At 73.2% G+C, this 16,556-nt stretch carries 17 protein-coding genes; 5 read left to right on the forward strand and 12 right to left on the reverse strand.

From position 1 onward, the window contains the following. Positions 1-35: 35 nt before the first annotated feature. From EST54_RS06630 to EST54_RS06660, 7 genes are all read right to left on the reverse strand, one after another. The gene (locus EST54_RS06630; RefSeq protein WP_239012508.1) at positions 36-290 is read right to left on the reverse strand and encodes a hypothetical protein; all 255 of its coding nucleotides are present in this window, start codon (positions 288-290) and stop codon (positions 36-38) included. Continuing rightward, positions 257-664: a hypothetical protein gene (locus tag EST54_RS06635; RefSeq protein WP_129245975.1), complete on the reverse strand. Its 408-nt coding sequence runs from the start codon at positions 662-664 to the stop codon at positions 257-259. The genes EST54_RS06630 and EST54_RS06635 overlap by 34 nt, the downstream gene beginning before the upstream one ends. A gap of 52 nt (positions 665-716) precedes the next feature. Further along, positions 717-2,237, reverse strand: coding sequence for a sensor histidine kinase (locus tag EST54_RS06640; RefSeq protein WP_129245977.1), 1,521 nt, complete (start codon positions 2,235-2,237; stop codon positions 717-719). After that, positions 2,234-2,944, reverse strand: coding sequence for a response regulator transcription factor (locus EST54_RS06645; protein WP_129245979.1), 711 nt, complete (start codon positions 2,942-2,944; stop codon positions 2,234-2,236). Before EST54_RS06645 ends, EST54_RS06640 begins: the two co-directional genes overlap by 4 nt. Positions 2,945-3,264: 320 nt before the next feature. Then, positions 3,265-5,514, reverse strand: coding sequence for a xanthine dehydrogenase family protein molybdopterin-binding subunit (locus tag EST54_RS06650; protein WP_129245981.1), 2,250 nt, complete (start codon positions 5,512-5,514; stop codon positions 3,265-3,267). After that, on the reverse strand, positions 5,511-6,506 hold the full coding sequence (locus EST54_RS06655; RefSeq protein WP_129245983.1) for an FAD binding domain-containing protein: 996 nt from the start codon (positions 6,504-6,506) through the stop codon (positions 5,511-5,513). Before EST54_RS06655 ends, EST54_RS06650 begins: the two co-directional genes overlap by 4 nt. A 1-nt stretch (position 6,507) precedes the next feature. Next, positions 6,508-6,999 carry a (2Fe-2S)-binding protein gene (locus EST54_RS06660; RefSeq protein WP_129246100.1) on the reverse strand — a complete coding sequence of 164 codons (492 nt, stop codon included), beginning with the start codon at positions 6,997-6,999 and terminating at the stop codon, positions 6,508-6,510. Between the two features lie 188 nt (positions 7,000-7,187). Between EST54_RS06660 and EST54_RS06665 the strand changes: the two genes are divergently transcribed. The 3 genes from EST54_RS06665 (at position 7,188) to EST54_RS06675 (ending at position 9,739) form a co-directional block, all read left to right on the forward strand. Then, positions 7,188-7,646 (forward strand): RrF2 family transcriptional regulator, encoded by a 459-nt coding sequence (locus EST54_RS06665; RefSeq protein WP_129245985.1) that lies wholly within the window; start codon positions 7,188-7,190, stop codon positions 7,644-7,646. A gap of 155 nt (positions 7,647-7,801) precedes the next feature. Further along, a complete protein-coding gene (locus tag EST54_RS06670) occupies positions 7,802-9,016 on the forward strand; it encodes an acyl-CoA dehydrogenase family protein (RefSeq protein ID WP_244942455.1) in 1,215 nt (404 codons plus the stop codon). 207 nt (positions 9,017-9,223) lie between these two features. Beyond that, positions 9,224-9,739, forward strand: a complete 516-nt coding sequence (locus tag EST54_RS06675; protein ID WP_239012490.1) for a hypothetical protein — start codon at positions 9,224-9,226, stop codon at positions 9,737-9,739. A gap of 60 nt (positions 9,740-9,799) precedes the next feature. Here EST54_RS06675 and tgmB read toward each other — a convergent pair whose 3' ends face one another. From tgmB to sigK, 5 genes are all read right to left on the reverse strand, one after another. Further along, positions 9,800-10,729, reverse strand: a complete 930-nt coding sequence (tgmB, locus tag EST54_RS06680) for an ATP-grasp ribosomal peptide maturase (protein WP_129245993.1) — start codon at positions 10,727-10,729, stop codon at positions 9,800-9,802. A gap of 6 nt (positions 10,730-10,735) precedes the next feature. Continuing rightward, entirely contained in the window at positions 10,736-10,927 is a 192-nt protein-coding gene (gene tgmA / locus EST54_RS06685; RefSeq protein WP_040901932.1) for a putative ATP-grasp-modified RiPP, read from the reverse strand. Between the two features lie 263 nt (positions 10,928-11,190). Then, positions 11,191-11,871 (reverse strand): alpha/beta fold hydrolase, encoded by a 681-nt coding sequence (locus EST54_RS06690; RefSeq protein WP_244942456.1) that lies wholly within the window; start codon positions 11,869-11,871, stop codon positions 11,191-11,193. A 227-nt stretch (positions 11,872-12,098) separates the two neighbouring features. Beyond that, positions 12,099-12,845 carry an anti-sigma factor gene (locus tag EST54_RS06695; protein WP_129245995.1) on the reverse strand — a complete coding sequence of 249 codons (747 nt, stop codon included), beginning with the start codon at positions 12,843-12,845 and terminating at the stop codon, positions 12,099-12,101. Next, the gene (sigK, locus tag EST54_RS06700) at positions 12,842-13,432 is read right to left on the reverse strand and encodes an ECF RNA polymerase sigma factor SigK (protein ID WP_129245997.1); all 591 of its coding nucleotides are present in this window, start codon (positions 13,430-13,432) and stop codon (positions 12,842-12,844) included. Before sigK ends, EST54_RS06695 begins: the two co-directional genes overlap by 4 nt. 295 nt (positions 13,433-13,727) lie before the next feature. On the opposite strand from sigK, the gene EST54_RS06705 reads away from it, so the two are divergent. Continuing rightward, positions 13,728-14,915, forward strand: a complete 1,188-nt coding sequence (locus EST54_RS06705) for a lycopene cyclase family protein (RefSeq protein ID WP_129245999.1) — start codon at positions 13,728-13,730, stop codon at positions 14,913-14,915. Between the two features lie 69 nt (positions 14,916-14,984). Beyond that, positions 14,985-16,544, forward strand: a complete 1,560-nt coding sequence (locus EST54_RS06710; protein ID WP_129246001.1) for an NAD(P)/FAD-dependent oxidoreductase — start codon at positions 14,985-14,987, stop codon at positions 16,542-16,544. The last annotated feature ends 12 nt before the right edge of the window (positions 16,545-16,556 follow it).

Below are 16,556 nucleotides of genomic sequence, written 5' to 3' on the forward strand. Positions count from 1 at the left end.
GCCCCACCCCGTGATGGGGCGTACGTGTGCGGCCGTCAGCGGTCCGCGGCCGCGTCGGAGTCCGCGGCGGCGGCCGCGCTCGCGGCGGCGTCCACCAGCTTCTGCATCTCCGCCGCGCTGTTGGGCGCCGGTGAGGCGGACGACGACGCCGCGGGGGAAGCCTCGCCCTCGGCGCGTACCCCGTTGCCGCATCCGGCGACGAGCAGGGCGCACGCCAGGGTGGTCACCACGAGCACCACGAAGTGCCCGGTGCGGTTCACGACGAGGTCGTGCTGCGCTGCGTACGGCACCAGGCGGCGACCTTGGCGAGGTCCTTCTGCCGCTGCTGGAGCGTGGGGATCATGGACTTGCGGTGGGCGAGCTTGTGGCTGAGGAAGGTCTCGATCTCGTTGTGTCCGGCGGCCTTCGCGCTTGCCACCCGCTTCTCCAGGCGGGCGACGGAGCCGCGGACTTCGGCGTTGCCCTGGAGTCGGTGCAGGGCCTTCGTGAGGCGCTTGTCGATCTTGGGGGCGCGCTTGCACAGCGACTTCGCCCCGTCGCCCGTGTGGTGCTTGGCGGAGGGGGAGGGCGCCGGGGAGCTGCCGGCCGCGACGGCGGTGCCCCCGACGCCGAGCAGGGCCGTACAGGCAGCCACCGAGGTGATGGCGAGGGTTCGGGTACGCATGGAGGTCCTCCTCACAGGAAGGCCGGGCACGGTGCCCGGCCGTGCGGAGAAATTAGAGGTGTTCCTTGTGGAAACCTTGTGGCCGGTCCACGGGGTCGGGCGACCGGTCCCGGTCCGCGGGGTCGGCCAGCCAGTCGCGGTGCGCGGGCAGCGCCGGTTGCCGGGGGTGGCCGGACCACTCGGCGGGGAACGTGACCTGGAAGCGGGCCCCGCGTCCTCCGGGACCGTCCAGGACGCGTAGCTCCGCCCCGTGCAGGGCGGCCTGTTGGGCGACCAGGGTGAGCCCGAGGCCGGAGCCGGGGCTGTCCGGACGGCGGTGGAAGCGCCGGAAGACCTCCTCCCGGCGCTGTGGCGGTACGCCCGGGCCGCGGTCGTCGACGCGGAGGACGATGCCGGGCGCGGCGTCCGCGTCGGCGGGCCGCAGAGAGAGGGCGGCATACGCCACGGTGCGCGCGGACCGGCCGTGGACCAGCGCGTTGGTCAGGAGGTTGTCGAGCATCGACCGCAGACCGGGCCGCCAGCCGTGGAGGGTCAGCCCCGGGCTGCTGTCGACCACCACCTCGGCCGTGGGATGCCGGCGCCGCAGATCGGCGGCGGCTTCATCGGCGAGCTCGGCCAGATCGATGGTTTCGAAGGACTCCGCCTCGACCAGATCGCCCTGGGCCAGCGCGCGCAGCATCACCAGCAGGCCCAGCAGGCGGGCGTGTTCGTGCCGCAGATCGTGCACGGTCTCCGCCCGGTCGGCGGCGTCGAGATCCTGGAACGCCTCCAGGATGTCGAGGTTGGTCTGCATGCTCATCAGGGGCGTGCGCAGTTCGTGGGATGCGGCGGCGGAGAACGAGCGGGCCGAGGCCAGCGCCTCGACGGTGCGGGCGGCCTGCTCGTCGTAGCGGGTCAGAAAGGTCTGCAAGGTCCGGGCGAGGTCGTCGACCTCGGTGATCCCGGTCGGGGTGTGCTCCAGCCGTGCGGCGCCGTTGTGCGGGTCGAGGCCGCCGGCCCGCTGCTGGAGTCGGCGCAGCGGCCGGGCCGCGCCGGCAGCGAGCAGCCAGCCGACGCCGCCGGCGAGCGGAGCGGCCAGCAGGGCCACCGTGAGCACCCGGCGGCGCACCAGCCCGAGCTGTGCCTCGCGTGCCGTGTCCGGGGAGAACAGCCACAGCATCCCGCGCGCCCCGGGGCCGCCGCCGTTCACCGGTACGGCGAGCACCCGCCAGCTCTGCCCCTGCGACCGCACGGTCGACGCACGGGTGCCTGCCCTGGGCAGCGGTACCGGCGCGGTGGGCTGCGGGCCGTCCATGAGGGTGCCGGCCGGGCCGGCCAGCCGCACTCCGACGTCCAGGGCGGAGGTGAACAGCTTGCGCTGGCGGGCCTGTTCGGCGCGCGGCCGGTCGTGCGAGGTGGCACGTAGCAGGCCGCGGGCCGCCACCGCCACGCTCTGCGCACGTGCGGCGAGACGCTCATCGGCCTGGGCGCGCAGGTCCTTGCCCACCAGCGTCACCAGGACCCAGCCGGACGCCACCAGGAGCAGCGGCACCACCGTCCCGGCCACCAGCGCGATCCGGGTGGACAGCCTCATCGCGCCGCCCCGCTCTCGTCGTCACGCAGGACGAACCCCACGCCGCGCACGGTGTGCACGATCCGGCTCCGTCCGCCCGCTTCCAGCTTGCGGCGCAGATAGCTGACGAAGGTGTCCACGGCGTCGGTGCGGACCTCGACGTCATAGCCCCAGACGCGCTCCAGGAGCTGGTCCCGGGTCAGCACCTGCCCGGCGTTCCGGGCCAGCACCTCCAGCAGGGCGAACTCCCGCCGGGTCAGCGTCAGCTCCCGGTCGTCGAGCCGCGCGCGGTGCGCCGCCGGATCGAGCACCAGGGCGCCGAGGTGTACGGCATCGGTGGCGGCGGGCGGCCGGCGGCGCAGCAGGGCCCGCAGCCGCAGCACCAGCTCGTCCAGGGCGAACGGCTTGATGAGGTAGTCGTCCCCGCCGGCCTGCAGCCCGGCTACCCGGTCGGCGACCTCGTCGAGCGCGGACAGCATCAGCACGGGTATGTCGTTGCCGCTCTCCCGCAGCCGCCGGCAGACCGTGATGCCGTCGAGGTCCGGCATCGAGATGTCGAGGACCATGACGTCCGGCGGCGACTGCGCCAGCCGCTCCAGCGCGGCTCTGCCGCCCTCCGCCAGCCCCACGGTGAAACCGTTCAGCCGCAGCCCGCGGCCGAGCGACCGCCGGATCGCCGCGTCATCGTCCACCAACAGGACCCGACCGGTATCGGTTTGTCCGTACATGCACCCCTCCGCGGTGACGGCAGCCTGCCGAAATCATGCGGCATGGATTCCGCGCCGCCACGGTCGCGGTCCGGGGAGCCGGGCGGGAGGGCCGGGCATGTCCGTATGCCGGGGCTCCGGCGGCATACGTACGGATCCTGCCCGTACGGGGGCTTCGTCCGTGACGGGACGAGGGGACGACATCGGCGGGATGAGGGACGACGTCGGCGGGATGAGGGGATGACCTCGGCCTGCGCCGCGCGGTGCGATGCGGTGCGGTGCGGTGCGGTGCGCCGGCGGCGTCCGGCCGGTCGCGGTCCGGCCGGTCGTCGGTCCGCGGCCTACAGCAGGTGCTCGATCCTGATCGGCAGCTCCCGTGCCCGGTATCCGGTCGCGTGGAAGACGGCGTTGGCGATGGCTGCCGCGGCGCCGACCATGCCGACCTCGCCGAGCCCCTTGACGCCCAGCGGATTGACGACCGGGTCCGGCACCTCCACGAACTCGATGGCGACGTCGGGAGCGTCGGCATTGACCGGCAGGAGGTACTCTCCCAGGCCGGCGTTCGCCCAGCGTCCGTCGCGGGTGTCCGTCACGGCGCCCTCCAGCAGCGCCTGGCCGATGCCCCAGAGCATCCCGCCCATGGCCTGGCTGCGGGCGGTCTTGGCGTTGAGGACCCGGCCGGGGGCGAAGACGCCGACCATGCGGCGCACCCGGACCAGCCCGAGGTCCTGGTCGACGGCGACCTCGGCGAACTGGGCGCCGAAGGTGGCGAGCCCGTACGGCACATCGGGCGCGGGCGGACTCCAGCTGCCGAGCGCGTCCATGTCGGTCATGAAATGACGCTCCATCAGCTGGCGGTAGGTCTCGCCGGTACCGGAGTCGTCCCGCAGCTCCATCCGCCCCTGACTGACGACGACGGCCGCGGGGTCGACCCCGTGCAGCGGGGAGGCGGGGTCGAGGACCGCCTGCGCGATCAGCTGGTCACGCAGCGCGGTGACCGCGGTGTGCACCGCGGCGCTGATCATGCCTGCGCCCGCCGAACCGACCGTGGCGGCGACGTTCGGCAGATCGGTGTCGCCGTACTCGAAACGGACCTGGTGCAGCGGGACACCGAGGCCGTCGGCCGCGACCTGGGTCATCGCGGTGGCCGCGCCGGTACCGAACTCCTGCGTCCCGGCCTGGACGACGGCGGAGCCGTCGGCGTAGAGACGGGCCCGGGCGCGCTGCGGCTGCATGGGGAAGAACACCGGGTATCCGGCGGTGGCCATGCCCTTGCCGATCAGCCAGTTGCCGTCCCGTTCGGAGCGGGGTTCCGGGTTGCGGGACTGCCAGTCGAAGCGGGCCGCACCACGCTGGTAGCACTCCTGCGCACCATCGCTCGACCAGGGGTGACCGGTGTTCGGGTCGGCGTGGGCGTGGTTGCGCAGCCGCAGTTGTACCGGGTCGACGCCGATGCGGTGGGCGAGCTCGTCCATCGTGCATTCCAGGGCGAACATTCCCGTCGTCTCACCGGGGCCGCGGGTGAAGGTGGGCGTCATGGTGTTGCCGCGGATCAGCCGGTACACACCCTCGTAGTGGGGGCAGGCGTACGCCTGCGCGGCGATACTGAGCGAGGGTTCGGCCCACTCGTCGAACGGCGACGTCAGCGACAGCTTGTGGTGGCGCAGCGCGGTGAGCCGGCCGTCGTCCGTCGCTCCCAGTTCGATGCGTTGTTCCTGCTCTTCGCGGTGGCCGCAGGAGGTGGCCATCTGCTCCCGGGTGAGCGCCAGTTTGACCGGGCGCCGTACCCATCGTGCTGCCATGGCCGCCAGGGTCACATGCGGCCAGATCATGGCCTTGCAGCCGAATCCGCCGCCGACGAACGAGGCCCGCACCCGCACCTTCGACGGGGGGATGCCCAGCAGCGCCGCGACGGTGCGCTGGCTGGCCACGATGCCCTGGGTGGCGTCGTAGAGAGTGAGCCGGTCGCCGTCCCAGACCGCCGTGGTGGCCGAGGGTTCGATGGGGTGGTGATGGTTGGCGGCGAAGTGGTAGGTGGCATCCAGGCGTTGGGCCGCAGCCGCGAAGCCGGCCTTGATGTCCCCGCGCACGCTGCGGGCGGGGAGGAACCCCGCGAAGATCGCCTCGGGTTCGTACGCCTGGTCCCTGCCCTCGTCGAGGGTGGTGACGGAGGCGTCGCGCGCGTAGTCGACATGGACCTGCCGGGCCGCGAACTGGGCGCGTTCGTACGAATCGGCGATCACCATGGCCACGGGCTCGCCGAAGTAGTGCACGACCTCGTCCTGCATCGGGAAGAAGCTCTCCCCGGGGGCGGCATGGCCGGCCAGGGACGGCAGCAGGTGCGGTGGGGCGGCGACCTTCGGCAGGTTCCGGTGCGTCAGCACGGCGAGCACTCCGTCGGCGTCCTCCGCGGCGCCGGTGTTGATGCCGATGATCCGGCCGCTGGCCGTACGGGCGCCGACGAGGGCTGCGTAGGCGGTGCCGGGCGGGGTGAATTCCGCTGCGTAACGGCCGCTTCCGGTGACTTTGGCGGCACCGTCGACGCGGTCGAGGGGCCGGCCGACGGCTTCGAGGGTGCTGCCCGTGGTCATGTCTCACCTCGCAGGGCGACGGCGGTCCGCAGCGCGCGGACGACGGTGCGCCGGGCGAGCTCGGCCTTGAAGGCGTTCATCGGGCGGGTGACGGCGGGGGCCAGCTCCGCGGCCGCGGCCCGCGCGAACATGTCCTCGTCAGCGGGCTGTCCCAGGAGCGTCTCCTCGGCCCGGTGCGCCCGCCACGGCTTGGTCGCGACCCCGCCCAGCGCGAGCCGCACCCCGCGGATCACCCCGTCCTCCAGCGCCAGCGCCACCGCGGCCGAGGCGAGGGCGAACTCGTAGGACTCCCGGTCGCGCACCTTGAGGTAGAGCGACCGCCGCGCCATGGGGAGCGGCGGCACCTCGATGGCGGTGATCAGTTCGCCGGGGGTGAGCGGGTGTTCCCGCTCGGGTGTGTCGTCCGGGAGCAGGAAGAAGTCATCGACCGGGATGGTGCGGGTTCCCTTGACGCCCTCCACCTGCACGACGGCGTCGAGCGCGACGAGCGCCACCGCCATGTCGGAGGGGTGGGTGGCGATGCAGTGCTCGCTGGTGCCGAGGATCGCATGGCCGCGATGGACCCCCTCCAGCGCCGAACAGCCGCTGCCGGGAACGCGCTTGTTGCAGGCGGATTCGGGGTCGCGGTAGTAGGAGCACCGCACCCGCTGCATCAGGTTTCCGCCCATGGAGGCCATGTGCCGCAGCTGGGCGGAGGCCCCCAGCAGCAGCGACTGGGACAGCATCGGGTACCGCTCCACCACACCCGGCGCCTGTGCCACCTCGCTCATCCGGGCCAGCGCCCCGATGACCAGTCCCCCGTCGGCCCGGTCCTCGATATCGGCCAGCGGCAGCCGGTTGATGTCCACCAGCCGGTTCGGACGCAGCACGTCCAGCCGGAGCAGGTCGACTTCCGTGGTGCCGCCCGCGAGGAAGGAACTGCCGGGGTCGTTCGTCACCGCCGCGACCGCACCGGGGACGTCCGTCGCACGGGTGTAGCTGATGGCACGCACATCACTGTCCTGTCTTCCGGTCCCGCACCTCACGTATGGCGGAGCGGATGTGGGGATAGGCCGCGCACCGGCAGATGTTGCCGCTCATCCACTCGGCGATCTCGCGGTCGGTCTCGGCATGCCCTTCGTTCAGCAGCGCGACGGCGGACATGATCTGGCCCGGGGTGCAGTACCCGCACTGCAGGGCGTCGTGTTCGAGGAACGCGCGCTGCATCGGGTGCAGCTCATCGCCCTCGGTGAGGCCCTCGATGGTGGTCACGTCCCGGCCTTCGCAGGTGATGGCCAGCGTCAGACAGGCCAGCACTCTGCGCCCGTCGACCCATACCGTGCACGCCCCACAGGTTCCCTGGTCGCAGCCCTTTTTGGTACCGGTCAGTGCCATGTGTTCACGCAGCGCGTCCAGCAGACTCACCCGTGGTTCCAGGTGCAGGACACGCGAGACGCCGTTGACGACGAGCTCCATCCGCACGCCGTCGGGCCCGCGGATCTCCATGGTGGAAGGCTTGGCGACGGATAGGGACGCGCCTTTGTCTGCCACGACACTCACCTCGGAGTCGATGCCGTACGTCGAGCGTCCGTCCGGTCGTCGGGGCGCGCAACCGGACGGGTGAGGTGCGCGCGACCGGGTCGCGGATGCCCCCACGGCGTCCGCGTCGTGACCCGTACGGGATAATGCGGGGCATGCGGATCTCAGCCAGAGCGGACTATGCCGTGCGTGCCGCGCTGCACCTCGCTGCCGCCCGGGACGCGGGGCCGCTCAAGGCGGAGGCCATCGCCCACGCCCAGGACATTCCGCACAAGTTCCTCGAAGGCATCCTGAACGACATGCGCCGGGGCGGGCTGGTGCACAGCCAGCGCGGCGGCAACGGCGGCTACCGGCTGGCCAAGCCGGCGGCGGCGATCAGCATCGCGGACGTCATCCGTGTCGTGGACGGGCCGCTGGTGTCGGTACGCGGCGTCCGCCCGCCGGAGTTGTCCTACACCGGCCCCGCCTCGTCCCTGCTGCCGCTGTGGATCGCACTGCGGGCCAACGTCCGGCAGATCCTCGACGGGGTGTCGCTGGCCGATGTCGCCTCGGCCGAGCTGCCGGCCCGGGTGTCCGCACTGACGGAGGACCCGGCGTCCTGGGAAAACCCTTAGGCACCGCGCCGGAACATCGGGCACCGCTATCGGGCACCGTCCCGTATCCCAAGACCGCGTTGTCCGCCCCTTGAACGGCCCTTGCTCCGCGCGCAGTCAGCGCAGCATGCTTTCCCTATTAATTCAGTGGGAAAACTAGAGAAGTGGAGACGGGTGTGCACGAAGCGCTCCGGCCGCGCGTCACCCGGGAGGTCGCGGACGATCTGGCGGTGGACGCCCTGCCGCGCGACCGGGCGGGCAAGCCCCCGTTCGACGAGGTCGCGCGGCTGCGCGAGGCGGGGCTGCCCGCGCTGCTGACGCCGCCCGGCCCGGACCGGCGGGGCACCGACTGGCGCACCGCCTGCGCGGTCATCCGGGAGATCGCGGCGGCCGACAGCTCCATCGGCGAACTGCTGGGCCGGCACCATGCGCTGTCGTGGAGCGCCCGCTTCTTCAGCACCCCGGAGAAGGCCGACGAACTGGAACGCCGGGCGGTGGCGGAGCAGTGGCTGTGGGGTGGGAGCACGGACGTCCCGGCCGCCGGGGCGGCGCCGGGGACCGGCCTCACGCTCACCCCGGCCGACGGCGGATACGTACTCGGCGGACGCACGACCCTCGCCGCGGGCGTGCAGGTCACCGACCGGCTGGTGCTCGGCGGGGTGGGTACCGACACCGGTGACTTACTGATCGTGTGTCTCGACCCGGAGCGTCCCGGTGTGACGACCGACGTCGAGCACGACCGCCTCGGCCAGCGGCTCGCCGGAGCCGGCAGCATCAGCTTCGACGGCGTCCTCGTCCCCGCGGACGAGGTGCTCGGCACGGTCCCCCGCGATGAGCACGCCGTCTCCCCCTTCGCCACGCTCGCCCCGCTGGCGCTCCGGCTCGCCTTGGTCCACGTCGGCCTCGGCACCGCCGAAGGCGCACTCGCCGAGGCGCGGGACAGCAACCGGGCGGCACCGGGCCGTTGGCCGGTCACGGGGCCGGAGGAGAGCGCGTACCCGGACCGCCCCGGTGGGGATCCGTATCTCCTGCTCGCCTACGGGGAGCTGGTGACGGCGGCTCATACTGCGGCGGCGGTGGTCGAGTCGGCCACCGCGGCGCTGGCGCGGGGGCTGCTCGCCGGGCCCGCGCTCGATGTCGACGAGCGGGCCGATATCGCGGTCCTGGTGGCCGCGGCCGAGGACACCACCGGCCGCGCCGCGATGCAGATCACCACGCGCATCCTGGAACTCACCCAGGGCGCCGGTTCCGCCGCCGACACCCTGGGCTTCGACCGGTTCTGGCGCAATGCCCGCGTCCTGACGGCACAGTCCTCCGCCACCCACCGGCTCCGCGATATCGGTGACCACTATCTGAACGGCACACACCCGCCCTTGACGCTGCGCGCCTGACCCCTTTGGCCCGCGGGGGCGGCGTACGGCCGGGCGGGCGCGCGGCGGGTGCGGCGCGGCGGTCAGGACGGGTGGGGCGGCGGCGCGGTGGCGGGGTGAATGCGGTGGCCGTCGGCGCAGCTTCGAACGGATCGGCACCAGGGGCTGCTACATCTCGTGTGTGCATCCCGCAGCGGGGATGCTCCGTCGGTCCTGTGAGGTGGCGCCTTGTCAGAAAGCAGCAGCGTTCCGGTGCAGCAGCCCGGAAGACGGGCGCAACCCCTCCAGCGGCTGCTGTTCGGCGGCGTGTACGGTTCGGTGCTCGCCAGCGCCCTGGCAGGCGCCCTGGGCCACGAAGGCTCGGACCCCGGGTACGACGCGGCGTGGGTGGCGCTGTCGGCGGTGGCGTCGGCCGCGGCGCACGGTTATGCCCATTCGATCGCGCACATGACCGAGGACGACACCCGGGTCGCCCTGAGCGCGGTGCGGTCGATGTTCACCGAATGGCCCCTGGTGCTCGCGGTGCTGCCCACGGTGGCCGCCCTTCTCGGCGCCTCCGCGGGATGGTGGAGCGAGAACGGCGCGGTCGAAGTCGCCCTGGCCATCAACATGGTGGCGCTGTTCGGCTGGGGCGTATGGGCGGCCCGGGTGGCCCGCCGAGGGTGGTGGGCCTCGATGCGGGTCGGTGGTGTCGACGTGCTGATCGGGTTGTTCATCGTGATCGCCAACGTCGTGAGCAAGTAGCCGGAGGGCGGCAGGGCCGGACCGGATCGCGGTCCGTTCGGCGCACGTGCCGCCCCGGTCTCAGAGCGCGGCCTTCACCGCCAGCCAGCCGGCGATGGCCTGGGCGATGGGCTGGTCGGTCTCCAGCTGGACGAAGCCGAACTGGCCGCCCTGGTTGCACTCCAGGAACCACCAGGCCCCCTCGGGGTCCTCGGCGAAGTCGAATGCTCCATAGGCGAGTTGGGCGGCGTTCATGTACGCGAGCACCGCTCGGTGGATGGCGTCCGGCACCTCGGCGGGCTCCCAGGTGCCGTGGTGGGTGAAGCGGCTGTCCACTTCCTCGGGGTCGGCCTTCTTGCGGGCGGCGAAGAGCTGATCGTCGATACACGTCAGCCGGATATCGGCCTCCTTGGGGACATGCCGCTGCAGCAGGGTGGGGCCGGCCGCCACGCCCGAGAAGTCGGTGTCCGGGCTGATGCGGGTGGTGGGCAGCACCATCGGCGGATCGCCGGGGTGCTTTCCGCTGACCGACTTCACCACGAGATCCCGATGGGTGGCGGCGAACTGGCGGGCGGCGGACGGGAATGAGGTGAGCAGTGTGGGGGGTACGAGGAAGCCGCTTTGGTGGGCGATGTGGAGCTGCCAGGGCTTGTAGCGGGCCTGTGCGGCCGCGGTGGGGTGGTTCATCCAGCGTGCATTGGTGCAACTGAGCATGCCGTACAGCGCCTGCTCGGCCTCGGCCGTGATCCAGGCGGACTGTTCCGCGGAACGCGCTCCGGGGACGCCGGGCCTGCGTACCCATACCGAGCGCAGGCTGTTCAGGCTCACCATGCGTTCGCCCGACTTCAGATATCCGTGGAAGTCGTTGTCGGAGTACTCAGCCGACAGCGAGACCCGCCCGGGCAGATCGGCCGGGTCGAGGCGGACGAGCGGAACCCCGAGCTCGTGCAGCGTCGCGACCACGATATCCGCGGTGAGGTCTTCCTCGCAGGTAAGGACCAGGACGGTCATCGGTGCTCAGTCGTCGAAGTGGGTCTTGGAACCGGCGGTGGAGGCGGTGGTGCCGGTGGCCAGCAGCACGGCACGGCTGCAGGTGGCCGGGCGTCCGTCCGGCAGGACGTTGAGTTGCCGCGTGGCGTCATAGCTGTACGGGGTGCTGGTGGCCGACTTCACCGCCGGGCGGGCGTAACTCAACGCAAACGGTCGCATGCCATCTCCTTCAAAAAACGGTTTCCGAGCCTTAGGTGCGGGGCAGAGGTGGAAAGCCCCGCCTTATGACTCTGCACGGAAGACGCGACAATCTGGCCGTTTAGTTGCCTCTTTTGCTCGTTTCCAGCGTTCCCCTTGACTGAAAAGCGGCTAACGCGTACTCCCTGTCTTCCTTATGTGTCGCCGAGTAGGCACGGGGACCCGGGTACACGCGAAAGCCCCGTCCGGGCGGACGGGGCTGATGGGACGTCAGGGACGGTGGGCTACCCCGGAGGTCCCCCGCCGAGCACCTCCCGCACGGAGGTGCCGTCCAGGATCGCGGCGACGAGGTCCACGGTCAGCCGGTGCCAGTGGCAGGCGCCCCGGAGCATGGTGTGTCCGCCGCGCGGCATGGCGACCGTATGGACCCGGGCGCCGGACCGCCGGGCGCGGTCGGCGAAGTGCCAGGAGGCCTCCGCGTCGGTGATCCGGTCGCGTACGTCGTGCAGCAGCACCACGGTCCGGTCCCGCAGATGGGAGACGGGTTCGCCGGGCGGGCACCACGGCGCGAGCGCGACCACGCCGCGCACCGTACGGTGCCCGCCGGTGAGCAGGGCGGCCCGGCCGCCCATGGAGTGGCCGACCAGCACCACCGGTACGTCCGGTGCGTGCGCGGCCAGTTCGTCGAGCGCCGCGCGGGCGTCCTGGGCGGCGTCCGCCTGCGGCCCGTTCCCTCCGCGGTGGCGGGAGCGCACGGAGGCCAGCAGCACCTCCCGCCCGCCAGGCGTGCGCGAGATCGCGCAGTCGAAGGGCCACATCCGCAGTGCGGGGAGGTCGAGCCGGGTCGGCGGGGTGCGGTCGTCGGGCCGGCCGCCGTGCAGCAGCAGCACCGCTGCCTGCGGGGTGTCCGGGCTGCGGTGTACCACCAGCGGCCGGTGCGGGTCCTGTATCGGTCGACACTCCACAGCCGCTGCCTCCTCCTGTCGCGGCGGGGGCCGCTTCCGTGCTGCGGCAACCCGCTCACCAGGGGATTCGGAGCCGGTGGCGGTGCGGATTGGTCTCGACGGGCACGATCTTGGCGGGGGGGCGGTGGGCGGTACGAGGGCCTGCCCGGCCCCGCCGCGGCAGGTGCGGCGGGGCCGGCCGTCAGCCGGGCGAGGGGGCCGGTGGTGTGCCGGTGGTGTGCCGGTGGTCACACTCCCAGCAGGGCCAGCGGCGGGCTGGTGGGCCGGCTGGAGCCGCCCGGCGGTTCTGCCGTGACGCCGACGCCGTCCGCGCCCCGCGGGCCGCCGGTCAGCAGCAAGGTGCCGCTGGAGCGGCCGGTCTCGACGAGTCCGGCGGGCACCATCTGGCCGTTGCGGCTGTACCAGAGTTCGTACACCCGCTGACCGGACAGCGCCGGCAGACCGTGGTAGAGGAACGCGGTCCGCCCCAGCCGTTTGGAGGCCACCACGGTCCCGCTGCCGCCGCCCTTGAGCGCCGTGGTGTGGAAGGTGGCGTCCGGTGCGGTCATCAACGCGCTCACCGCGGCGGCCTGTTGCTCGGCGCGGACGTTACGGTCCCGCTGCTCGTGGGCGTCGTGCCGGGCCTGGACGGCGTACCCGCCGGCAACCGCGGCGGCCACCAGACAGGCGGCGGCCGCCAGGTAGGGCAGCCGGTGTCCGAACCGTCGGCGCATCGGGACCACGGTCGTCCCCTGCTCCGCCGGCGGCAGCTGCCTGACCTCGGGCAGGGCGGCCATCACCCGGGTACGCAGGTCGGCCGGCGGGACCTCGGCGACCGCCAGGGCGAGCCGGGCCGCGGTCTCCTGGAGCTCCCGTACTTCCTGGGTGCAGGACGCGCACCGGTCGAGATGGCGGGCGAACGCCGCGGCCTCCCGGCCGGTCAGCGCGCCCAGGGCGTAGGCGCCGGTCAGGGTGTGCAGTTCGACGGTGCTCATGCCGATACCCCCAGGCAGTCGCGGAGCCGGATCAGCCCGTCCCGCAGCCGTGTCTTGACCGTTCCCAGTGCCGTGCCGAGCAGGTCGGCGGTCTCCCGGTAGGTGTACCCGCGGTAGTAGGCGAGCGTCACCGACTCCCTCTGGAGCTCGGTCAGTTGTCCCAGGCAGCGCCGCACCTGCTCGCGCTCCAGCCGTCGTTCGACCTGCTCACTGACCTCGTCGAACGCGGTGGTGTAGCCGTGCACCCCGGCCCGGTGGTCGCGGTCGGCCGCCGCCTGGACCGAGCGCACCCGGTCCACCGCGCGGCGGTGCGTCATCGTCATGATCCAGGCCATGGCGCTGCCCTGCCGCGGGTCGAAGCGGGCCGCGCTCCGCCACACCTCGATGAGCACCTCCTGCGCGACCTCCTCGGACTGGGCCGGGTCCCGCACCACCCGGCGCACCAGGCCCAGCACGGTCCCGGCCACCGCCGTGTAGAGACTCTCGAACGCCTGCTGATCGCCCCGGGAGACGCGATCGAGCAGGGACTCCAGCGCACCGGCGTACGGCGCTGAGGAGCGGTCGCCGCGGCGGGCTGCGACGGGCATGGACACCTCCGGACTGTGACGTGGTCACAGGTGATTCGGCGCCGGGTGACACCTGGATTGGTGGGAGAGGATTCTTGCCGATGGCCCGGCGGACTCCGCGCCCGCCCCCGTCCTTCGCCCCGGGCACCGGCCTCCGGCGCCCGCGCGGCCCGCCGGTCTGTGCACGCCCAGCGGCCGGGCCGCGGCGCGACGCCCGGCCGGATCCGCCGGAATTCCCGCGCGTGGCAGGCCTCTCCCCGGCCGGGACTTGCGCAAGGATCACCGTCGGGGCACCGAGGCGGAGAGAGGACCGGGTGTGCGGGACGCGGATGCCGTCATCGTCGGCGCGGGAGCGGCCGGGCTCTCGCTCGCCCACCGGCTGTGCGCCCCGTCGACGGGCCCCGGGCCGCGGGTGGTTCTCGTCGACGCACCGCCCGGCCCCCGCACGCCTCCGGAGCGGACCTGGTGCTACTGGGAATCCCCCGGCGGTGCGTTCGACGGCGCGCTGACCGCTTCGTGGGAACGGCTGCGCGTCCACGGGCCCGGCGGTGCGGCGATCGTGGCACACCCCGCGCCCTTCCGGTACAAGATGCTGCGCTCGCGTGACTTCGAGGCCCTCGTCGGCGCCCGGCTCTCCGGTCGGGACACCGTCGTCCGGGTCGAGGCGACCGTGGAATCCGTACGGGACGTGCCCGGTGGAGCCGAGGTGCGGGGGCGCGACGCGTCGGGGCGGCCGGTGCTCCTGCGGGCGCGCTGGGCCTTCGACTCCCGGCCGGCCGGCCGCCTCCCGCCGGCGCGCACCACGCTGCGGCAGCATTTCCGCGGGTGGTTCGTGCGCACCGGGCGGCCGGCGTTCGACCCCGCGACGGCGGATCTGATGGATTTCCGTACCCCGCAGCCCGACCACGGGCTGTCCTTCGGCTATGTGCTGCCGCTGAGCGACCGTGCCGCGCTGGTGGAGTACACGGAGTTCTCCCGCCGCGTCGCGGACACGGCGGCCTACGAGCGGGCCCTGCGCCACTACACCGAACGGGTGCTGCGGCTGGGCCCGTTCCACGTCACGGCGACCGAGCAGGGCGCCATCCCGATGACCGACGGGCGCTTCCCGCGGCGGGCCGGACGCGCGGTGTTCCGCATCGGGACGGCGGGCGGCGCGACCCGTGCGTCGACCGGATACACCTTCGCCGCCGTGCAGCGGCAGAGCGCGCTGATCGCGGCGGCCCTGCGGGCGGGCCGGGCCCCGGTCCCCCCGCCCGCGCACTCCCCGTGGCACCGGGCGCTGGATGCGGTGCTGCTGCGTGCCCTGGACAGCGGCCGGGTGGACGGGGCCGAGTTCTTCACCGGGCTGTTCCGTACGGTGCCGACGGCGCGGCTGCTGCGGTTCCTCGACGGTCGCTCCCGGCTGTGGGAAGACCTCAGCATCGGGCTGCACTCCCCCGTGCTGCCCATGCTCCGCACCGTCGCCGAACTTCCGCTGCTGCCCCGCCGTGCCGCCCTCTGGTGACCCTCCCCCATCCGCGGAGGTCCGCCGCGCCACCCGCCCCCGTACCGACGACCCCCTTGAGGAGGGCTCGTGACACCTCGACAGCGGCACGACGGGGCCGCCCAGCGCGGACGTGACCGCCGGGCCCACCGGGTGCCGGGGCCGCCGGGGCGGGACCGGGCCGCGCCCGGCGGGCCGAGCGTGGCGGTGATCGGCGCCGGCCTCGCGGGCCTCGCCGCCACAACGGCGCTGGCCGAGCGGGGTGTACGGGTGACCCTGTACGAACGGGAGCGGAGCCTGGGCGGCCGGCTGGCGGGCTGGCCGGTGCGGCTCGCCGACGGCTCGCCGGCGACCATGAGCCGCGGATTCCATGCGTTCTTTCCGCAGTACTACAACCTGCGGGGGCTGCTGCGCCGGGTCGACCCGGGGCTGGACATGCTCCGGCGGCTGCCGGACTATCCGCTGCACCACCGTTCGGGCCTGCGCGACAGCTTCGCGCGGGTGCCGCGGACACCGCCGTTCAGCGCGCTGGGCTTCGTGGCGCTCAGCCCGACCTTCGGCTGGCGGGACCTGGTGCGGATGAACCCCGCTGCGGCACTGCCGCTGCTCGACGTACGGGTGCCGCAGGTCTACGCGCGGCTGGACCGCGTCAGCGCCCGGGACTTCCTCGCCCGGATCCGCTTCCCGGAGGCCGCGCGGCACCTCGCGTTCGAGGTGTTCTCGCGGAGCTTCTTCGCGGATCCGGGTGAACTGTCGGCCGCGGAACTGGCGTTGATGTTCCACATCTACTTTCTCGGTTCCAGTGAGGGGCTGCTGTTCGATGTGCCCGGCGAGCCCTTCCCGCAGGCGCTGTGGGACCCCCTCGGCCGGTACGTGGCCGGGCACGGGGCGGTGCTGTGTACGGACACGGAGGTGGTGCGGGTCGAACCGGCGGCGGACGGCGGGCTGTGCGTCGCCGGGGAGCGCGCGGAGAGCCGCTTCGACTCGGTGGTCCTGGCCCTGGACCCCGGCGGGCTGCGCCGGCTCGTCGCCGCCTCGCCCCGGTTGGGGGATGCCGCCTGGCGGGCGCGGATCGGGCGGCTGCGGACCGCACCGCCCTTTCTGGTCTCCCGGCTGTGGCTGGAGCGACGGGTCCGCGCCGACCGGCCCGGTTTCCTGGGTACCAGCGGTTTCGGCTCGCTGGACAACGTCAGCGTGCTGGAGCGCTGGGAGGGGGAGGCGGCCCGCTGGTCCGCCCGTACCGGCGGCTCGGTGGTCGAACTGCACGCCTACGCCATGGCTCCCGATGCCGACCGGCCACGCGAACAGCGCACCCTGGTACGCCAGTTGCACGCCGTCTACCCGGAGACCCGCGGTACCCGGATCGTCGACGAACGCCACGAGTGGCGCGCGGACTGTCCGCTGTTCCCGGTGGGCGGCTACGGCGACCGGCCCACCGTGCACACGCCCGACCCGCGGGTGGTGGTCGCGGGTGACGTGGTGCGCACCTCGTTCCCGGTGGCGCTGATGGAGCGGGCCGCGACGACCGGGTTCCTCGCCGCCAACGCGCTGCTGGCGCGCTGGGGCCTGCGCGGCCAGACCTTGTGGACCGTGCCGGGGAGGGGGCGTTCGGCGGTGCTGCGGTGGGCGGCCCGGCAGGCCGGGCGGTGACCGGGGGCGCGC

The sequence above is a fragment of the Streptomyces sioyaensis genome (genome assembly GCF_004122735.1).
In the GTDB taxonomy this organism is placed as follows: Bacteria; Actinomycetota; Actinomycetes; order Streptomycetales; family Streptomycetaceae; genus Streptomyces; species Streptomyces sioyaensis.